The organism is Flavobacterium sp. SM15 (genome assembly GCF_022012335.1).
Lineage (GTDB): Bacteria > Bacteroidota > Bacteroidia > Flavobacteriales > Flavobacteriaceae > Flavobacterium.
Map to the genome: position 1 here is coordinate 305,155 of NZ_JAKLTO010000003.1, position 21,119 is coordinate 326,273.

Annotated in this window: 18 protein-coding genes; 1 reads left to right on the forward strand and 17 read right to left on the reverse strand. The window is 36.2% G+C overall.

Annotated features, from left to right (window positions below):
- Positions 1-5: 5 nt before the first annotated feature.
- The 13 genes from rffA to LZZ90_RS07105 form a co-directional block, all read right to left on the reverse strand.
- Entirely contained in the window at positions 6-1,136 is a 1,131-nt protein-coding gene (gene rffA / locus LZZ90_RS07045) for a dTDP-4-amino-4,6-dideoxygalactose transaminase (RefSeq protein ID WP_237789983.1), read from the reverse strand.
- Entirely contained in the window at positions 1,136-1,768 is a 633-nt protein-coding gene (locus LZZ90_RS07050) for an acetyltransferase (RefSeq protein WP_237789984.1), read from the reverse strand. The genes rffA and LZZ90_RS07050 overlap by 1 nt, the downstream gene beginning before the upstream one ends.
- Positions 1,769-2,695 carry a glycosyltransferase family 2 protein gene (locus tag LZZ90_RS07055; RefSeq protein ID WP_237789985.1) on the reverse strand — a complete coding sequence of 309 codons (927 nt, stop codon included), beginning with the start codon at positions 2,693-2,695 and terminating at the stop codon, positions 1,769-1,771.
- On the reverse strand, positions 2,695-3,339 hold the full coding sequence (locus LZZ90_RS07060) for an HAD family hydrolase (RefSeq protein ID WP_237789986.1): 645 nt from the start codon (positions 3,337-3,339) through the stop codon (positions 2,695-2,697). The genes LZZ90_RS07055 and LZZ90_RS07060 overlap by 1 nt, the downstream gene beginning before the upstream one ends.
- 6 nt (positions 3,340-3,345) lie before the next feature.
- Positions 3,346-4,323: an ATP-grasp domain-containing protein gene (locus LZZ90_RS07065; RefSeq protein ID WP_237789987.1), complete on the reverse strand. Its 978-nt coding sequence runs from the start codon at positions 4,321-4,323 to the stop codon at positions 3,346-3,348.
- Positions 4,302-5,162, reverse strand: a complete 861-nt coding sequence (locus LZZ90_RS07070) for an SDR family oxidoreductase (RefSeq protein ID WP_237789988.1) — start codon at positions 5,160-5,162, stop codon at positions 4,302-4,304. Before LZZ90_RS07070 ends, LZZ90_RS07065 begins: the two co-directional genes overlap by 22 nt.
- A gap of 30 nt (positions 5,163-5,192) precedes the next feature.
- Positions 5,193-6,887, reverse strand: a complete 1,695-nt coding sequence (asnB, locus tag LZZ90_RS07075) for an asparagine synthase (glutamine-hydrolyzing) (protein WP_237789989.1) — start codon at positions 6,885-6,887, stop codon at positions 5,193-5,195.
- A gap of 1 nt (position 6,888) precedes the next feature.
- Complete coding sequence (locus tag LZZ90_RS07080; protein ID WP_237789990.1) at positions 6,889-7,581, reverse strand: cytidylyltransferase domain-containing protein; 693 nt, start codon at positions 7,579-7,581, stop codon at positions 6,889-6,891.
- 2 nt (positions 7,582-7,583) lie between these two features.
- A complete protein-coding gene (gene neuC / locus LZZ90_RS07085; RefSeq protein ID WP_237790128.1) occupies positions 7,584-8,741 on the reverse strand; it encodes a UDP-N-acetylglucosamine 2-epimerase in 1,158 nt (385 codons plus the stop codon).
- 89 nt (positions 8,742-8,830) lie between these two features.
- Complete coding sequence (locus tag LZZ90_RS07090; protein WP_237789991.1) at positions 8,831-9,832, reverse strand: N-acetylneuraminate synthase family protein; 1,002 nt, start codon at positions 9,830-9,832, stop codon at positions 8,831-8,833.
- A gap of 192 nt (positions 9,833-10,024) precedes the next feature.
- The gene (locus LZZ90_RS07095) at positions 10,025-11,317 is read right to left on the reverse strand and encodes a hypothetical protein (protein WP_237789992.1); all 1,293 of its coding nucleotides are present in this window, start codon (positions 11,315-11,317) and stop codon (positions 10,025-10,027) included.
- 89 nt (positions 11,318-11,406) lie between these two features.
- Entirely contained in the window at positions 11,407-12,531 is a 1,125-nt protein-coding gene (gene wecB, locus LZZ90_RS07100) for a non-hydrolyzing UDP-N-acetylglucosamine 2-epimerase (protein WP_237789993.1), read from the reverse strand.
- A 13-nt stretch (positions 12,532-12,544) separates the two neighbouring features.
- Positions 12,545-13,813, reverse strand: coding sequence for an ABC transporter ATP-binding protein (locus tag LZZ90_RS07105; protein WP_237789994.1), 1,269 nt, complete (start codon positions 13,811-13,813; stop codon positions 12,545-12,547).
- Positions 13,814-13,962: 149 nt separating this feature from the next.
- Between LZZ90_RS07105 and LZZ90_RS07110 the strand changes: the two genes are divergently transcribed.
- Positions 13,963-14,697 carry a tyrosine-protein phosphatase gene (locus LZZ90_RS07110; RefSeq protein ID WP_237789995.1) on the forward strand — a complete coding sequence of 245 codons (735 nt, stop codon included), beginning with the start codon at positions 13,963-13,965 and terminating at the stop codon, positions 14,695-14,697.
- 10 nt (positions 14,698-14,707) lie between these two features.
- Here the strand turns inward: LZZ90_RS07110 and LZZ90_RS07115 are convergent, their stop codons facing one another.
- From LZZ90_RS07115 to LZZ90_RS07130, 4 genes are all read right to left on the reverse strand, one after another.
- Complete coding sequence (locus tag LZZ90_RS07115) at positions 14,708-17,107, reverse strand: tyrosine-protein kinase (RefSeq protein WP_237789996.1); 2,400 nt, start codon at positions 17,105-17,107, stop codon at positions 14,708-14,710.
- Positions 17,108-17,110: 3 nt separating this feature from the next.
- Complete coding sequence (locus LZZ90_RS07120; protein ID WP_237789997.1) at positions 17,111-17,791, reverse strand: polysaccharide biosynthesis/export family protein; 681 nt, start codon at positions 17,789-17,791, stop codon at positions 17,111-17,113.
- Positions 17,792-17,953: 162 nt separating this feature from the next.
- Positions 17,954-19,921: a nucleoside-diphosphate sugar epimerase/dehydratase gene (locus tag LZZ90_RS07125; RefSeq protein WP_237789998.1), complete on the reverse strand. Its 1,968-nt coding sequence runs from the start codon at positions 19,919-19,921 to the stop codon at positions 17,954-17,956.
- Between the two features lie 15 nt (positions 19,922-19,936).
- Complete coding sequence (locus LZZ90_RS07130; RefSeq protein WP_237789999.1) at positions 19,937-21,076, reverse strand: DegT/DnrJ/EryC1/StrS aminotransferase family protein; 1,140 nt, start codon at positions 21,074-21,076, stop codon at positions 19,937-19,939.
- Between the last annotated feature and the right edge of the window lie 43 nt (positions 21,077-21,119).

The window sequence follows — 21,119 nt, forward strand, 5'->3', positions numbered from 1 at the left end:
GATAGTTATTCAATACCCAAATCATTATTAAATAACTTTACTTTTTCCAGAACTTCCTCTACATTCAATTCATAAAATAAAGGCAATCGAACAAGTCTGTCGGTAAAAGCATCACTATGCTCCAATATTTGTCCGTTGTGCTTTTTTTCATAGTATGGGCTGGAATGCAGACTGATATAATGAAACACCGCCAATACTTCATTCTGCTTTAAATGCGCGATAAGTTTTGTTCTTTGCTCCAAAGAATTGCATACCAAATAAAACATATGTGCATTGTTGGTTGCAAAATCTGGAATAATTGGCAATTGAACATTATTGTTCAGGGCCCATTGCTTTAAATTTTCATAATAAAAATTCCAGATCTCAAGCCTTTTTTTCTGGATGTGTTCCAGATTTTCAATCTGAGCCCACAAAAATGCAGCAATTACTTCCGAAGGCAAAAACGATGAACCGGTATCAACCCATCCATATTTATTAACTTCTCCTCTAAAGAATTCGGCACGGTTAGTTCCTTTCTCCCAAATAATTTCTGCTCGGTGAATAAACCGCTTATCATTAATGGTTAACATTCCTCCTTCACCGGCTATAATATTTTTAGTTTCATGAAATGAAAATGCAGCCATATGACCAATAGACCCAAGCGACCTTCCTTTATAATACGAATCAATGGCCTGAGCCGCATCTTCAATTACAATTAAATTGTATTTAGCAGCTAAATCCATAATCGCATCCATATCGCAGGCAATCCCCGCGTAATGAACAGGCACAATCACTTTGGTTTTTGAGGTAATTAAAGCCTCAATTTTTGAAGCATCAATGTTTGGATTATCAGGTAATGAGTCTGCGAAAACAATTTTAGCCCCCTGGCGCACAAAAGCAATTGCCGTAGAAACAAAAGTATAACTCGGAACAATTACTTCATCTCCAGGCTTAATATCGGCCAATATTGCACACATCTCCAGGGCATCTGTGCAGGAAGTCGTTAGTAATACTTTCTTAAAACCGTATTTCTTTTCAAAGAAATCCTGGCATCTTTGAGTAAACATCCCGTTCCCTGAAATTTTTCCCGATTTTACGGCTTCTTCAATATATTGCGTTTCTTTCCCTGTTAAATAGGGTTTATTGAATGGAATCATTATCTAATAAATTTTGCAGGATTACCAACATACAATCCTGATTTTTCAATGTTCTTTATCACTACAGTTGCCCCTCCTATTTGCGATCCGGTTGAAATCTTGATGTTATCAATAATCGTCGCGTTAATCCCTATGATACACAAATCTTCAACCTTTACGAATCCTGCCACAGCTACCCTAGGTGATAAAAAACAATGCGAACCAATGTGGGTGTCATGGGCAATTGTGCAATTAATATTTAATATTGTGTTACTCTGAATCTCAACATTAGCATCTATAAAGCAACCCGGATACAAGACACAACCTCTTTTTATTTGAGCAGTGGAATCTACCCATGAACTCGAATGAATTATCTTCCCAAAAGGAATATGCGACTTATACTTCTCAAACATTTCTTTTCTAACCTGAAGGTGCTTGTAACCAATCCCTATGAGCAATTCATCAAAATTCTTTTTCTCATAAGCTTTTAAAACACTATCCGTTGTTCCCAAAACCCGAAAACCATTAACTGTTTGCTGTTCCGAAAAATCATCAAAAAAAACCACATCTTGGTAATGCCCGTCGTTTATGGCATAATGAGCTATTTGCTGACCTAAATGTCCTGCTCCTATAATACCTAATGTTTTATTCATTTATAAATTGACTTTATTTTTAACTGAAAAAACCGGCCTGCATTTTACCTCCTTGTAAATTCTACCAACATACAAAGACACAATTCCAAGGAAAAACAACTGAATTCCAAAACCAATTACAATGGCTGCTATAATAGAAGGCCAACCAGCCTGAAAATGAATAAAAAAGCATCTTAAAATTAAAAGCACAAAAAGGCCTAAAAAACCAATAATTGACAGAAATACACCGAGCCTTACAGCCATTTTTAACGGCAACTCCGAGAAATCAAAAATAGCATCAAAGGCAAGTTGCATTTTTTTTCTGAAATTGAATTTTGATTTACCTGCAAAACGCGGTCTTTGCTCAATTTCTATGGTTTTCCAATTTTTGGAAATTGCAATAAAAATCCCTTCAATAAAACGATTGGCTTCATTATACCTTAAAAACTCATCGGCAAAACTTCTATTGAATATTCTCATTACGGCTACTCCTTTAGGAATATTCAAGCCCGTAAACTTATTAAGAGTGCCCCAGAAAATTTTTGAAAAAACAACATTAAGTAAGGAATCCTTTTTTTCTGTTCGGATACCCCATACCAAATCATATCCTTTTTCGATCTCTTCTACAAATCTTGGAATTTCTTTTGGAGGGTCTTGCAAATCAGGATCCATATAAAGCAGATAATCCCCTTTTGCATTAGCAATTGCAGCTGTAACCGCTGCGGCTTTCCCGTGATTGTAGGACAACACTACTAATTTTATCTTTTCGTTTTGCTTTGCCTGATCTGTTAGAATTGAAACCGTTTTATCTTTACTTCCATCATCTACAAACACATATTCATAATCCAAAGGAAGCTCATCCAAAACTTCTTTGGTTTCTTTTAAAAACTGAAGAATAACTTCCTCTTCATAATAAACAGGTACAACTAAGGAAAGTAATTTTCTCATTACAAATGCAAATAATTAAACAGTTGATTCAAATTTTCAATCTGATAATCTGATTTCTTAAAAAAACCTTCTCGATCGATAAGCAAAGGTTTCATTCCTATTTTTAAAGCAGGCTCGATATCCAACTTTAATGAATCTCCAATATATAGTATATTTTCTGCTTTAATGTTAATTTTCTCGACAGCTCTTTTATAAAATTCTAAATCGGGTTTAGAGACGCCTAGTTCTTCGGAAACAAATACGTCTTTAAAAACCGGGCCAAAAAAACCGTTCAGCTTTTCTTTAAGAGTACTGTTAAAATTCGACAAAACTCCCATCGGTACTGGAATAGAAGAAAGAAAATCCGCATCTTTACACTGTTCCCAAGGTAAATACGAACATTTTGAAAAAACTTCGTCAAGCATTTTTTCATCCGGAACAATGCCCAATGAAAACAGTAGCTCTCTATTAAACTCCTGGTAAAAATCTTTATTGGTTCTGTCCGGAAAATGAATTACCTCTGATAAAATTTTATGCTTTAATTTTAACTCCTCAAGCTCAAAATCATATCCACAATCATTTAAAACCTTTTGCAAGGTTTTATAAAATTCAGGTTTATGAAGCAATGTTCCTGCCACATCAAATAAAACATATTGTATATCCATAAATCTTTAGTAAATGATATGTTTAGATGATTTGTCTTTCAGACTCTCAAAATTATCAGCATTAGTATAAATAACATCCAATAATATTCGGGAGGCAACTCCTTTTATCGTTACTGGTTTATCTGGTTGCTGATTGTATAAGTATTCCTGAATGACATATTTAACATCTTGAAAACCAAAACAATGCCTTATAGAATTTGTACCAGAAATCCTTCCGTTAACTTCAAAAGGAGATATTCTTCCGTGCTCATCTACAATACTTTGCAGATTAATGCTTCCGCGAATTCCTCCTAAATCTACAATTTGCTGGGCAATTTTTAAAAATTCCGCATTAAACTTATCATTTACAATTGTTTGTGAGGTTGTTCCGTTTTCCAATTTTCTTTCCATTGAAAATATTCCATGAATCAAACCTTGTCTATTCACATAAATTGCCGTAGTAATTTCAATTCCTTGATGAAGTTCTTGTATTAAATAGTCATCTCCCAGGGACTTAACATTTTCGGGATTAATGAGAATACCTCTTGAACCTCTTCCTTCTCTTGGCTTTGCAATGTATTGTTTTACCGAAAAATCAAATTCTTCGGGCAACCAAGATTTGGAAAAAGAAATTCCATTTTCAGAAAAACATTTATAAGTCGCATATTTATCTAAAAAAGTCTTTGCCATTAAAGCATCACAAGTAACTGCAGGTGCAGCTAATTTTTCAGAGTTTAGCGCTAGGTAATAAACCTCATAATCTGTAGAAGGAATTACCAAATCAATTTTTTCTTTTTTAATTATATCATTAACTACAGAAATGTAATTTTCCTGATACGAGTACGGCACTTGATAGGTAGCATCGCAAAGATAATTGCCAGAAGTATAGGCAGCTATATCACACCCAACTACCCGTATAGGCCATTGTAAAGACTGGATATTCCTAAGTATTCCCTGCCCAACATTACCCCCAATTCCTGTAATTAAAACTGTTTTCCTTTCCATTCAATCAATTGATTTAAAGCCGATTCAAAAGAAAAATTTTCTTCAATTGTCAATGCTTTTTTAGTTTCAACATTATTGTATTCAAAACTCGTAGAAAAATCTTCACCTAAAAAACGAATTGCAACACCTTCAACTTGCTTTTGAATAATTTGTGCCAATTCAAAATTGGAAAATGATTTTTCTCCTACCGCCAATAAAGGCATTTTTCCATTATAAGACAAGGCTTTGTAAAAATAATTTGCGGCTTGCTTAACCTCAATATAATTTTGTTTTCTGGAGCCATCACCAAAAATCGTAATTTCTTTTTTATTTAAAGCATCGCTTATAATTTTTGGCAAAAAAGTATTCTCATTCATTTGTTTCCCAAAAAGAGAAGACATCCTGAGATTAACACCTCCACCAAAATGGTCTGCAATGATTTTTTCAGCCCATAATTTCGAAAAAGCGTAGCTGGACAAAGGATTTACTGGAGTTTTTTCAGTTATGGTTGAACCTGGATTTCCAAAAACGGAAACTGAAGAGGAATGAATAATTTTTGCACTCTTAAAATTTGAGGAAATTTGAAGCAGTAATTTTACATTTGTTTCAAATATTTTCCTGACCGAATCAATATTTTCCTGAAAACTAATAACAGAGCTAAAAAAATAGATTGCTTTAAATTCATCAGAAAAACTTAAAAAATCATTTATCTGAATACAACTTGCAACATCTTCAATCTTATCTGTATGAATATGGTAAACCTGAAAAACCTCAAATTCATCTTTTATTTTTTCATACAATGATTGTGCAAGTATACTATTTGCTCCAACAATAGCTATTTTTTCCTTATTGGTTTTCAAATTTAATTCTATTTTATTTCTCTCTAAATTTTACAGCAACAACGCCAAATTCACCCATTGCCAAATGTGAAAACTGCTTTCGCTGTTTCCTTTAAAATACGCTTCCATTTCAGCTCTGAGTGCTTTTTTATCAAACCACTCGTGAGTTTCCAATTTGGCAACCTCAGCCCTTACCCAATCCTGCAATTCAACAGCCAGCCATTCTCTTTGGGGAGTTTGTAAAGGACGCTTAGGAGCTAAAGCAACTTCTTTATTTAAAAAATTATTAGCTATTTCTCTTAAAAGCCATTTTTGCCGACCGTCTTTAATTTTAAAATTAGTTGGACGACTAAAGACGTATTCTACTAAACGATAATCTAGAAAAGGTTCTCTTAATTCGGTTCCGTGCAACATGGAAACTCTGTCGTTAAAACGTAACGCTCTGGGGATTTTTGTATGAAACAAATCCCGAAACTGAAGATTTAGTAAAGAATCTTCAAAAGGCTGTTCATAAACGATTTTTTCAGACAAAGCCGCAAATTCCGGTCGTAATACCTCTTTTTTAAAAGGAGATTGGGTAACCCCTTGAATTACTGAACCGCTTGATTTAGTATAATAGTCGTAGCCCGCCCACGCCTCATCTGAACCTTGACCATCCAAAAGTACTTTGACGCCTTTTTCACTTGCTCTTTTAAACACTTCACTATAAGCCAAGGTCGGAATTCCTCCAAACGGTTCGGCTTGTAAAAGTGCCATAGCACTGGCCTTTTCAGGAATTTCATTTGCAGATAAAAGACATTTGTTTATTGGATGTCCTCTGCCTTGCAGCATTTGTTCCACCCAATAAATTTCGTCATAACGATCGTCATTGGTATAGAAGGTAAACGTCTCGATATCTTTGCTGCTATGTTGGTACTGATGATCAATTAATGCCAATAAAATGCTGGAATCTAATCCGCCGCTTACATTAAAACCTACCGGAACATCTGAACGAAAACGCAATTTTACCGCATCAAGCATTAAATCTGTGATATAAGCTTCTTCATTTTTTTGAGAAACTTCAAATAAAGAAGAAACATTCTCCACAAAATCATACCATTTTACAATCTTGATTTTTTCTTGAGCGTATTCCAGATAATGCCCAGGCTGTAACTGATTGATCCCATTCCAAAAGGTTTCTGTTGGGCTGCCGTAATGACCCTGGGTTAAAAAATCTGCCCATAAACCCATTTTCATTTCTTTGGGAAGACCGGACTCAAACAAAGAATTCAACTCTGAGGCAAAAAAAAGAGAGTCCTCAAAAATTGAATAATAAAAGGGTTTTACCCCAAATCGATCCCGAGCTGCAAACAACTTGTTTTGAACAGTATCCCAAATTGCAAAGGAAAACATCCCGTTAAACCTTGACAAACATTCTTTCCCCCATTGTTTATAAGCGTTCAAAAGCACTTCAGTATCGGATGCCGTTGTAAAAACGTAGTGCGCCTTTAATTCAGATTTCAACTCTAGATAGTTGTAAATCTCACCATTAAAAACAATTAAATAACGTCCGCAAGCGCTTTTAAAAGGTTGATTCGCTCCAGAAGATAAATCTATAATACTCAATCGGTTGTGACCTAAAGCTATGCGATTAGATTCTACATAACTTCCTGTAAAATCTGGCCCGCGATGCTTTTGCGCCTGTAGCATTTTTTCTAAGGTAAGACCATTAGCTCTTCTTCCAATTATCCCTACTATCCCACACATATTACTGCTTCGTTTTTAAATGCTCTTGAGCCTTTTTCCAATCTTCCGGAGTATCGATATTAATGTAATTTTCCGGATGATTCGCTATATAGGTTAAACGATTCCCATATAAAGAACCCTCTTTAATAATTTCAGACTTAGTAATATACACAGCCCCGTCTCGGTGGTATGCCATAGGAAGTTCCTGTCTGCGGGAAATAATTTTTTCTTCTCCGGTAGCAATTCGTAAAAAGTCATTTTCATCACTTTCAAAAGTCCAGTGTGGATTGTATTCATGTGGAACCGGCAAAACACTTACTAAAGCATCTGCTCCTGAATTGATAAATTTTTGGATCGCATTATCAATAAAGTCATCTTCACGAAAAGGACTGGTTGGCTGTAACAAACAAACCGCATCAAAAAAAATGCCTCGGACTTGGTAAAAATCCAAAACGTGTTGAAGGACTTTTAGTGTAGGAGTAGTATCTTCAGCCAAATCTTTAGGTCTTAGAAATGGTACTTCTGCACCCCAGTCCTGAGCAACTTTTGCAATTTCTTCTGAATCTGTTGAGACTATTATTTGAGCAAGTAAATTGCTTTTCTTGGCACTCTGTATAGAATAAGCGATTAGAGGCTTATCTCCGAGAAGTTTAATGTTTTTCCCGGGAACCCCTTTTGACCCTCCACGTGCCGGAATTACTCCAATAATTCTCATACCTAATACGTTATGGTTTTATGGAATTGTAAGGGAAGACTTTCCAACAAATCTGCTATTTTCTCACCTGCATTACCACCACCGTAAATAGAGGACGATTCTGCTTTGCCTTTTGCAACCGCTGCAAGAATGGCTTCTTCAATCATTTTTTGGCTGTAATCTACATCAATTACGTTAGTTCCCCTGTCCCGGCCATGTTGTCTTGAGCCAATATTTACCACAGGAACACCTAAAAATGCACATTCTCTTATTCCAACACTCGAATTTCCGATAAGGCATTTACTGTGCACCAAAAGCTCCAGAAAATCATCACCTTCCATATTCTTGAAAAAGTGAACATTCTCCAATTTAGTTAATTCTCTAAAAGCTCTAATCCCTGTTGAAGTACCGTCTGCTCCGGCATCAACATTGGGCCAAAACCACAAAGTGGGCTGATTGAGCTTATGGATTGCATTTAAAGTTGCTTCAATATGCTTACGGGAATCTTTATATTCGGTAGTAACCGGATGTTGCATAACCACCAAATAACCATTGCTTAAATCCGGTTTTGCACCAACACCTCCGTATTTAAAATATGGATCAAAGGAAAGGGCTTGGCTATGACTAACCTCTCCGGCCAAATCTATTGACGGACAACCGGTATTAAACACCATTTCTTTGTTTTCACCAAGTTTTAAAACACGTTCTTTCGCACTTTCGGAAGCAACAAAATGATAGTCTGCCAATTTAGTAATGGAATGACGCACTTTTTCATCAATGTTACCTGTAACTTCACCTCCTTGGATATGCGCTAAAGGAATATTCATATATGCGGCTGAAATTGCCGTAGCCATAGTCTCAAATCGATCGGCAACAGTAACAACAACATCCGGTTTAAGATTATCAAAAACGGTGGACAGCTCTAAAATTCCTATACCCGTTGTCTTAGCAGCGGCAGTAAGATTCTCTCCTTCAAGAACATTAAAAACACGAGCCGCAATTTCAAAACCATCTTTTTCAATATAATTTACCGCAGAACCATATCGATCTAATAAAGCCGATGCTGCAACCACAAGTTGCAATTCAAGCTGAGGGTGTTTCTTTATGGCAGTCAAAACAGTTTTTACTCTACTGTAAGACGGGCGGGCAGTAATTACCACTGCAATTTTTCTTTTCAGCATCATTTAATTTTTCAGGTTCTAAAAATAACGAAAAAAGTAAACGCTCGAGCGGAATTCCGCAATCAAACGCATATTTAAGGAGCAAAAAACTAACGTAAATCTTTCAGATTTAAAAAATCCCACTGCTTAAGATCGTTTACTAAAATCTTCCCAAGAACTTCTTCAAAGAGCATCGCATTGATTCCTTGGTTTTTTGGTTTTTTAGCCTCTAAGTCCTCAAAGGTAATCACATGTCCTGCCGACAGACTTTTATTCACTGCCAGGGATTTCTCAAAAATGTTTTTCAATTCTGAAAATTGCTCATTTTTTGTTTTATCTATTGGATTTTCCAAGGCAATTTGAATCGCTTTGGCATCACTTGCCAGCTGTTGCACTTGGTCAATGGTTAATGATGATTTAGTATCAGGACCAAACATGCGTTTATCAAACACAACATGAAATTCTAAAATTTCTGCTCCAAAGGCTATTGCTGCAATATTTGTTGCCACTCGGGCTGAATGATCCGAAAAACCAACCTTAACCTGATAACGGCTTTTCAATTCCTGAATTACATTAAAGCCGAACTGCTCCGGTTGTGTAGGATAGGAAGTTGTACATTGAAGTATGGAAAAATTTACGTTTCTCGATTTTAAAAAGGCTACTGTTTGATCGAGTTCCAGAAAACTACTCATTCCTGAAGACAAAATTACCGGCTTACCTGTTTTTGCAATTTTCTCAAGCAGAAGCCAATTGCTAACTTCTCCGGAACCTATTTTATAATAGGCAACACCAATTTCTTCAAGCCAATCTACAGCCATATTACTGAACGGTGAACAGATAAAGTCAAGCCCGACCTCATCACAATGTGCCTTGATTTGCTTCCATTGCTGCAAAGTAAAACCCATTCGCTTCCAATAATCAAATCGAGTGGCGTCTTCATAAGAAAACTTAACTCTGAAAGGTTCTAGATTACTACTCTCGGCTTCGGCTATATGCATTTGAAACTTAACAGCATCTACTCCGGTCTGTGCTAATGCATCTATATAAGAATGTAAAATACCCAGACTGCCTTCGTGTGCCTGTCCGATTTCTGCAATTAAATAGGGAGCCATTTTATTTTTTTTAAATTCGCTTTTACTGTTTGGATTCATGTGATCCGCTTAAAGGTCTAAAAATACGTCCTTAATTCCAAAAATCAAGTGATAACCGCATTCTTTTACTAGTACAAAATACAATTTATTCCGGATTCCGAAAAAATCAGATCTTAACAATACTAAGAAATATGAGGTTAAATTTCCAAAATGCTACGGCCAATTCAAATGCGTTAAAACTTGTGGCATAGCATCACGCTTTCCTTGCAGATGCAAAAAACGCTGATGAGCATATTCAGAAATCTGAAAAGTCATCTTTCTTATACTTTCTTCTGAAGCCTTTTCCATGACAATTTCTCTTTGTTTATAGAATTGTTCACACCAATTCAAATCCGACAGATTAACAAAAGCCAGTTTTAATTTTTCAAAAATATCATTTTCAATTTCCTGATAGGCCGAAAAACTACCGTATTCTGAAACCACTTTATCCATTACCGAATCCTGGTAACTAATTGAAAAAACAGGCAATCCGAATGATATCGCTTCCATTAATTTCCCTTTGAGAAGATCTGTATGTCCTTGGGAATCTACAACCAGCATGCAATGTGCTTGGTTAATTTCTTCGAATACTTCTTCTCTTGTCAGATTAAAAAACAAAACCACATTGGGAATCGCTTCTTTAAGCCATTCAATGGATTGATCATCATACTGAGACAATACAAAAACGAACTCAACCTGATTAGCAAAAGCATCGGAACCAAAATTTTTCAATTGATCCATAAATGAATTTGTAAAAGCGCTCTTATAAAAAGTTCCGGTATAGAGAAAACGTAATTTTTCACCAGCGCTTTTTTTCATCATAAAAATATTTTGCTGCTTCCTCATAGCATGTGGAACAACAAAACAACGGGCTGGGTCCAAATCATATTGTTGAGCTATTTTCTGTGAAAGCCTTTTGGAAGGAAACGTCCAGCACTGTGCACTATTTTTAGTATGAGCAAATATGTTTCGGCAATAATCTAAATTTTCTACAGGATCATTTACATTTATTACCAAAGGGATGTTTTTTTGGATTTTTAAAAATGGAGCTAGGGTAATTGTTGGCAAAATACGAGCCCAGTACACATACTCCGTATCAGTCTCTGAAAGCTGTTTTAACCCTTTGCTTTGCTTGGATATCCAGATAAAATTAAACAGGTTAGACTCTTTAGGAAAAATTGAAAGTCTTAAAAAAATCCAATTTAAAACCCTGAAAAGCAATCCAGGAACCCCTTTTTTACTCTTTAAAGCGCTTTTGGCTTTTTCCAATAAGAAATCTGGTTTATTGGTTACCTGATAATCACCACTGCTTTTTTGGGTAACCGACACAACCTTATTGGAGGACAATACCACAGACGGTGCAACATTATCAACGTTAATTATATCAACCCAATTTTTATTTACAATACCTTCACTGGTCCTGTCTTCAGGATAAACGGAATAGGCACATATAACTAAGTTTTTCATCGAAATATTAATCAAACTTTACTGGCTGTAGTATTAAATCGAATCGGTGTTATCTCTTCTTGTCTCATTAAGCCATCACACATAAAACATTACTTCCCGAGATTAGACTGTAATTCAAAAAAGGAACAGATTCTTTGACATGCTTTCCCGTCACCGTAAGGATTATGAGCCTTACTCATTTTCATGTACAGCTCATTATCCAACAATAAATTCGAAACCGTTGAGACTATTTTACTTTTATCGGTTCCTACCAAAACTACAGTTCCGGCTTCTACTGCTTCAGGTCGTTCGGTATTGTCTCTCATCACTACAACCGGTTTGCCCAAAGAAGGCGCTTCCTCCTGAACACCTCCAGAATCTGTAAGCACTAAATAACTATTGCTCATCAAATAGATAAAGGCTGGATAGTCTATTGGATCAATCAAATGAACGTTTTTAACATTTCCCAAAATCCTGTTTACCGGTTCCTGAACATTAGGATTCAAATGAACAGGATAAACAATCTGCACATCTTCCAAAGTCGCTATTTCTTTGACAGCCTGGCATAAGTTTTCAAAACCGGTTCCAAAATTTTCTCTTCGATGCCCGGTTATTAAAACGATTTTTTTGTTGGTAGTGATAATTGATTTAACATCTTGCAAATCAGGACAAACATATCCTTTATCTATTCGATCCAACCCAAATCTTAATGCATCGATTACCGTATTGCCGGTTGTAAAAATCTGATCATCACTAATTCGTTCATTTCTAAGATTATCAGCAGCCCATTTTGTTGGTGCAAAATGAACATCGGCTAAACGCCCCGTTAACTGTCTGTTGATTTCTTCCGGAAAAGGTGAAAATTTATTATATGTTCGCAAACCTGCCTCAACATGACCAATCTTAATACCTCTGTTAAAAGCAGCCAGAGCCACCATTGAAGAAGTCGTGGTATCGCCATGAACCAAAACATAATCCGGCTCACTATCGGTCAGTACCTGATCAATACCGTTTAGAATTCTGGAACAAAGCGTATTCAATGTCTGATTCTTTTGCATTAAATCCAAATCATAATCAGGAACAATTTTAAAAAAATCAAGAACCTGATCCAGCATTTCCCTATGTTGTGCAGTCACACAAACTTTTATATCAAAGTTAGATTTCTTTAACTGATGATAAAGTGGAGCCATTTTAATTGCTTCCGGTCGGGTTCCAAAACAAAGAAGTATTTTCATTCTAATTTTTCAACTATTCACTTACAATTATTTCCCACTTATTTGGCGTATAAACATTCCCGAAACGCTCTCTTCTTACGTGTCTAACGTAACCGGTATGCGGTGTATTAATAATTTCAAATTCGAAAATATCGTAATAAACCTGATTAACTGAATCAGAAATTTGTAAATCAACACTATAAGTTCCTTGAACTAATGAAAACCCATTTAACAATGAACAATTCACTTCAATAATCCCATTTTTAGGGACTAAAAATTGTGAATTCAGCCACGAAGACATTGAAGTGACAACCGTTCCGAATTCATCCTTGATGAAAAACTCTACATGGGTTTGGATAGGCATCAAGTTCAAATATTTATACCGAACCTGAAACACTACGGGTTGAAAAGCCTGAACCACGTTAATTTCACTGCCCTGATCCAAAATCTTAAGACTCAACAGTTCAATGTTTTCAAATTTTTTAGCATCAAAATTCTGTATTGCCGAATTAAGGTTTAAGTATTTTTCAACGGCTTTATCTATTGGCAAAACAGCCTCAATTTTTCCATTGTTCATGACCATCCCTCGAGTACAAAGGCTTTGAACTGCTGCCATATTATGACTCACAAAAAGAACCGTTCTCCCTTCTCCTTCGGCTATGTCCTTCATCTTCCCGATTGCTTTTTTCTGAAATTCCGCATCTCCAACAGCCAACACCTCATCAACTACTAAAATTTCAGGCTCCAAATGCGCTGCAACGGCAAAAGCCAGACGAACCGTCATCCCGCTGCTGTATCTTTTTACCGGAGTATCTATATAACGTTCACAACCGCTAAACTCAATTATTTCATCAATTTTGGAGCTAATTTCAGCCTTGGTCATCCCGAGAATGGATCCATTTAAATAAATATTCTCTCTCCCGGTCATTTCACCGTGAAAACCAGTTCCTACTTCCAGCAATGAAGCAATTCTTCCTTTGGTTTTAATTGTTCCGGTTGTAGGGGAAGTTACCCTTGAGAGTATTTTAAGCAATGTAGATTTACCCGCACCATTCTTCCCAATTATACCAAGAACTTCTCCACGCTGAACTTCAAAATTAATATCCTGCAAAGCCCAGACATAATCACTGTTCCCTTTACTGGTTCTATCATTGGTTTCCCCTACTTTTAAAAAAGGATCGTCTTTCCCACGGATACTTGCCCACCACCTGTTAAGATCATGACTGATTGTACCTGTTCCAACGCTTCCCAATCGGTATTGTTTGGAGATGTTTTCTGCTTTTAAAATAACCTCTTTACTCATAAACCATTATCAACTCGATTGCCAAATATACTAAAGTTTAGCAAACTGAAAGTAAATTAAAACCATTGATTTCCTGCAAAAAATCAAACCAAATCTGTGTTAATAAAACAACTGTAAATTTATCTTCAAAAAATAAGTACATTTGCGCCATGTTTTCATTTTTTAAAACCAAACCCGCTTTAAAAGACCTTATTCCTCAAGGTTATATCGATATTCATTCTCATATCCTTTTTGGAATTGACGATGGAGCAAAAACTATACAGGACAGTAACTTTCTGATGGAATCTCTATTAGAATTTGGATTTTCAAAATGCATAACCACTCCCCATACAATCGAATATGTCTGGGATAATTCGCGAGAAGATATTCTTGAAAAAGAAAAAGAACTAAAAACACTTTCTCCGAAGCTTACTTCAAGCCTTAAATTAACAGCTGCCTCAGAATACATGATGAGTGATGGCTTTATTAAACTATTCAAGAACGAACCTCTTCTTACACTAAAAGACAAGTTTGTTCTGGTTGAAATGTCTTACATCAATCCGCCCATTCAACTTTATGAAATTCTTTTTGAGTTACAATTAGCAGGTTACAAACCAATTTTGGCTCACCCTGAACGCTATCTTTACTTACATCACAATTTTTCAGAGTATGAAAAACTAAAAAGCGCCGGCTGCTATTTCCAACTCAATCTGCTATCCACAGTGGGTTATTACGGAAAGGAAGTATATACAATTGCCGAAAAACTACTAAAAAAAGGAATGATCGATTTTACAGGTTCCGATGTTCACCACCAAAACCACATTGAAGCCTTTTCACAAAAAGTAAAATTAAAAGATGTCGCGCCTTTGGTTCAAGCCATGAAAAATAATTCAAAATTTCAATAAAAAAAGAGGCTTAAGCCTCTTTTTTAAATTTATCCAATATAGCTGAATACCATTTTTTATTTTGTGCCTCTACGCCATAACCATAACCGTAGCCTCCGTAACCATAACCTCCATATCCATAACCATAACCTTTTTTAATATCAGTGTCATTGATAAGTATGGCCATATTAGGTAATTTCTTCTCACGATACAACAAATCCGGAACATGAAGCATTCGCTTATCCAGATAATTAGCGCGGGTAACATAAACAAATGAATGGGCGTGGTGCGCAATCAATAGCGTATCGGTCACCAAACTCACAGGTGCGGTATCCACAACGATATAATCAAATTCTTTCTTTAATTTTTCAAAAAGCAAATTCACTTTTTTATTCATCAGTAACTCCGCTGGATTTGGAGGAATTACCCCAGAAGGGAACGCGTAAAACGCCTCAAAACCAGGTTGTTTCTGAATCAAATCTGAAAGTTCCAAATCGTTTGTAGAAAGATAATTGGTAACTCCCACTGGATTCAGGTCCAAATAATTTTCCAATTTAGGATTACGAATATCCATTCCAACCACAAGTACTTTTTTTCCTGAAAGTGCAATGGTTCCCGCTAAATTAACAGCAATAAAGGTTTTACCTTCTTTAGGAATGGTAGAAGTCACAAAAATGGTTTTAGCCTGTCCTTCGGGCACTTGATTGAATAAAAACTCTAAATTGGTTCGTACAATTCGAATTGCCTCGGCAGAAGCCGAACGACTTGAAGAAGAAATAATCTCATCATTACTATCGGAATGCGGCACATCTCCCAAAATAGGAATAGAAAGTTTGCTTTCAATATCGGCACGCCCTTTAACTTTATTATCTAGCATGCTCAAAAGATACAACACCCCAAAAGGCACCAATAATCCCGCAGCCAGTGACATCATATAAATAGAACCTCTTTGAGGAGAAACCGGGCTTCCAAGGGCGATTGCAGGATCCACAACTTTAGCATTAGGAGAAGTTACCGCCAATGAGATTGCAGTTTCTTCTCTTTTTTGTAATAAATAAAGATAAAGCGCTTCTTTAATTTGCTGTTGACGCCCCAGTGCTCTTGCTTCACGTTCCAGAGTTGGTATTTTTGATATTTTTCCGTTGAAAACCGCTTTCTGGTAGGCAACATCTTTTCTCATAACTTCCAACTGTACTCTTAGTTTTGCCAAGACCTCATCAATGTCTAAGCGCAAAGCGTCAATTTTTTTATTCAAAGTTAATATCACAGCGTTTTGGGGCCCGGCATTTTTAAGCATTCGGTTGCGCTCCAAAACTAATTTGTTGTACTGTTCTATTAGACCGCTGGCACTGGCATCTGTAGTGAGAATATTAGCTGGGATTAGATCGTCTTTGCTAATTTTCTTTAGGTATTCTTCCATTACATCAACCACCTTGAGCTTAGTTTCAGTCTCAATTTCTTTACGTTCAAAATCACTCGCACTGGAAAGGTACAAGCTGGATTCAGAAGTAATATCGGTAACGTGGTTTCTTATTTTAAAAGCCTCTGCACTTTTCTCAACGCCTTCCAGCTCATCTTCGATAATTTTTAATCGGTCGTTAATGAACTTTGATGTATTTTCGAAAACAAGGTTCTTATCGGCTACTACATCTTGGTTATAAACGCGAATCAGACCATTTAAAAAATCTTCTGCCTTTTCTTTAACCGGATCAATAAGTGACAATTCAACAATAGTGGTACGGTCTCCTACTTTTTTTACATTCAACTTACCTTTAAATTTACCGGCTACTGAGGAAATAGGCCTCATCTGAACCATTACCTTAAATGGGTTTTCTTTAAATGTATTTGCTTTATCCGTTTCAAACAATACGGCTGTCCCTTCTTTTAATTGTAAGGTTTGCCCATATTGAAAAGTTCCTAATTTTACATCCGATCTGTCAAACAATTCAAACTGATTAGCGCCGGAACTGATTACTTTATATATTAAGGTTCTTTGCTCAAATCCTTCTTTGATGTTCAAAACATTAAATTGAACCGGTGATTTTTTATACAGCTCTTCCGATTTAACACGTCCTTCATTAAAATAAGACACGTTTAGACCCAAAACCCTAACCGTTTCCTTGATCATGGTTAACGACTTAATAACCTCAATTTCATTATCAAGATTACTTTTTACTCCAGAGAGTACAGCCAAATCTGAAAAAGCGGACTGCTCAGTAGCTACACCTCCTTTTTTCTCATCCTTGATCATCAGGGTAGTTGAAGCGCTGTACTGTGGTATCGAATACCTTAAATAAACATAAGCGCCACTTACAAACACTATTACGCCCAAAACAAACCATTTCCAATTACTCAGATAATAATTTATTTGGGCTTCAATACTGTTTCCGGAACTGAATTTGTTAGTACTTTGCGTAATTTCGCTTTCCATTTATTAATGTGTAAAAATTAAGATAACTCCAATGGCAAAAGACAAGATAGAAATTGTTGCCCTAATGTCTGATCCGATAACCGAGTTATTAATTCTGGTTTTATTTGGCTCTACATAAACCACGTCATTCTGAGCAAGATAATAATAGGGTGAATTAATAAAGTCTGAATTGGTAATATCAACTTTTTCAATTGTTTTTTCACCATTTTTTTCACGAATCACCATGATATTTTTTCGTTTACCATAAATGGTAAGATCTCCTGATTTACTAAGTGCCTCCAATAAAGTAATTCGTTCACCGTCAACTTTAAAAACACCTGGTGCTGAAACTTCTCCAATTATTGAAATTTTAAAATTGAGAACCCGCAGATGAATGGAGGGATTGGAAATATGTTCACTCAAAATTGTTTTTATTTTTTCAGTAGCTTCTATTCTCGTAAGACCTTCTAACTTAATTTTACCAATCTGAGGGAACTCAATTTCACCATTTTTATCAACAAGATAACCTTCCACCTGATTTTGACCACTCATGGCTCCTTCCACAGAAGGAGATTTCAGATTATAAGGCGCTGCCACCTCAGGGTTTTCAGCAGAAACAATTATTTGCAATAAATCGTCGGGTTGTATATGTAATTCATAGGAAGTATTTTTATCAGAACCACTATAACCATTTTGAAGATACACAATCTTTTTAGTGTTGCCACAAGAAAAAAGTCCTAGACAGACAATTAGAATCAGACACCTTAAAAATTGTACACTATTAATCATATTTATCACATTTTTTTACAAAGATACAGCATTTTATCACGATCAGAAAAAACTCTACTGTATGTAACCTCCTATTAATTACACATCCAAAGAAGTAAAAGCAGAATTCATACTGATATATTCCGGCACAATTGCTTTCATTCGAATCACAATCTCCTTGCTATCAAAACCTTTGGCAGTTTCTATTAATTCATTGACCAATTCGGAAACATCGGCATAATTTTCAGTTTCGTCTTTAGCAATCATTATTTTTTCATGGTGAGTTGGTAAGGTTTTTGACGAATCATTCAACAATTCTTCAAATAATTTTTCCCCCGGACGCAATCCCACTATTTGTATTTTCACATCTTTTTCAGGACGCAATCCTGCTAATCGGATCATTTTATAGGCCAAATCAATAATTTTAACCGGTTTACCCATATCGAAAATAAACAACTCACCACCACTTCCCATTGCTCCGGCTTCCAGCACCAACTGACAGGCTTCCGGAATGGTCATAAAATAACGGATAATCTCCGGGTGGGTTATGGTAATTGGCCCTCCATTTTCAATCTGTTTAGTAAATAAAGGCACTACAGATCCGTTAGAACCTAAAACATTACCAAAACGGGTTGTGATAAATTTGGTATGCTTAGTAGCTGCACTCTGCAAATGGATATTTAATGACTGAACGTATTTTTCTGCAATACGCTTACTGGCTCCCATAACATTGCTCGGATTTACCGCTTTATCGGTGGAAACCATCACAAAACGTTCCACATTGTACTTAACCGATAAATCTGCCAAATTTTTGGTTCCCTGAACATTAGTAAAAATAGCCTGCGCAGGATTCTCTTCCATTAAAGGCACATGCTTATACGCTGCTGCATGGTAAACAATGTCAGGAGCATGCGAAATAAAAACTGATTCTATGGCATCCAAATTACGGATATCTGCAATTATCGTCTCAACAGCAGACTTGGTAATTGCGTTCCCAATTTCTATGCTTAAATGATGAAGAGGCGTTTCAGCCTGATCGAGCAAAATTATTTTAGCCGGATCAAAAGCAGAAACTTGCCAAACAATCTCACTTCCAATGGAACCTGCTGCTCCGGTTATCAAAATTGTCTTTCCTTTAATCTGATTGGAGATAGCCAGATTATCCAGTTGAATTGGAGGCCGTTCCAGTAAATCCTGAATCTGGAAACTTTTGATTTTTTTGGAAATGTTTTCAGGGTCTTCCCAATCGGTTATTTTAGGCGTGTTAAAAACCTTGAAATTATAATTTAAACAATCACTTACGATTTCAAGCTTTTCATCTTTTGAAAGTGTATTATCGGCAATAATTAACGCATCTGCCTTGCGAGATCGCAGTAAAACCGGAACACGGCGATTAGTTGATAAAATCGGAAGATCCAGCAATCGCTTAGAACTGTTTTTATTTTCCTTATCAATAAAACCAATAATTTTAAAACGCAGAGGAGTTTCAAAACGCAAAGCATTCGCCACGGAAACCGAATTGGCATCGGCACCATAAATTAGTGCTTTTGTAGTATAATTGGCTTTACTTTCGTTCAGATAATGTTCAAAAACCTGCTTAACGATGATTCGGTAAAGCAACAAGAAACAGAACGAAAGTACGATACTAATAAAAAGTCTGGTATTAAGAAACAATTTCCCGTGTTTAAAAACATCAAAAAAAGTATTTAGAAATAATAGAGAAAGAAAGGTACACGATTGTGCCATGAAAAGCTTCACCGCATCGATAAACCCTGAATGTCGAATAATTCCCGCATAGGTTCTAAATATCCAGAAAAAGAAGATGGAAACCGACATATAGAGCGTCGCCACCAAAAAAAAGTTGTAATTGTTTTTAAAATGGATTCCAATTCCTTTAAACAATAAATGCCCCAAAAATCCGGATATCAACACCATTATAATATCTAACGACAAAATAATCCAACGCGGAAGATAGCCCAGATTTTTTACCGAGAAAGCAAAACTAATACTCTTCAATGCTTCACTGAGCGCCGAATGGGATTGAACTTTATTTTTTTTATCCGTCATAATTGTTTTTCAGAACTATACTTTAAAAAAGTTTTTCAAAACTCCATCAATACGCGACAGATCATCTTGGGATAAATTTGACCCGGAAGGCAAACACAAACCGTTTTCAAACAATTGTTCGGCTACATTCCCTCCATAATAGGGGTATTTTTCAAAAATCGGTTGCAAGTGCATTGGTTTCCATAACGGTCGGCTCTCAATATTTTCTTTCTCTAGAGCCAAACGCAAATCTTCTCTGGTTTTTCCAATTTCAGAAGAATCAACAACAATAGCACTCAACCAATGATTGGAAAAATAATCTGAAGTAGGTTCCTGTAAAACACGAACACCATCTATAGAAGCAAAAAAATCACGGTAAAAACTATTTACATTCCTTCTTGAGGCGATATGGGAATCCAAAACTTCCATCTGCCCTCTTCCAATACCGGCGCAGATATTACTCATTCGATAATTATAGCCAATTTCACTGTGCTGATAGTGAGGTGCATTATCACGGGATTGTGTGGCAAAAAAAACAGCTCGATCTTTTAATTCTTTCGTTGGAACCACAATAGCTCCGCCTCCAGAAGTCGTTATAATTTTATTTCCGTTAAACGACAAAACACCAATGTCGCCAAAAGTCCCGCATTTCTTGCCTTTAAAATGACTTCCTAGGGCTTCCGCGCTGTCTTCAATAATTGGAATATTGTATTTTTGAGCAACAGTCTTGATTTCATCTGCTTTAAAAGGCATTCCGTAAAGGTGCACCGCTATAATCGCCTTAGGCTTTTTCCCTTTGGCAATCCGATCAACAATCGCTTCTTCCAAGGCTTTAGGGCACATATTCCAGGTATCCGGTTCGCTATCTACAAAAACCGGGACAGCCCCCTGATATAAAATAGGATTGGCAGATGCTGAAAAAGTCATACTCTGACAAAGCACTTCATCATCTCTTTTAACTCCTAAAAGAACAAGACCCAAATGAATGGCTGCAGTACCGGAACTTAAAGCTCCAACGAAAGAATTTTCATTTAAATAATGCTCCAGATCAGTTTCAAATCCTGCTACGTTTGGTCCTAATGGAGCGACCCAATTAGAAGCAAAAGCTTCTTGTATATATTTTTGCTCGCCTCCCCCCATATGCGGTGAGGATAACCAAATTTTATTTGCACTCATTATCAGTTAGTTAGCTGTAATTTTAAATGGTGGTTTCCGCAAA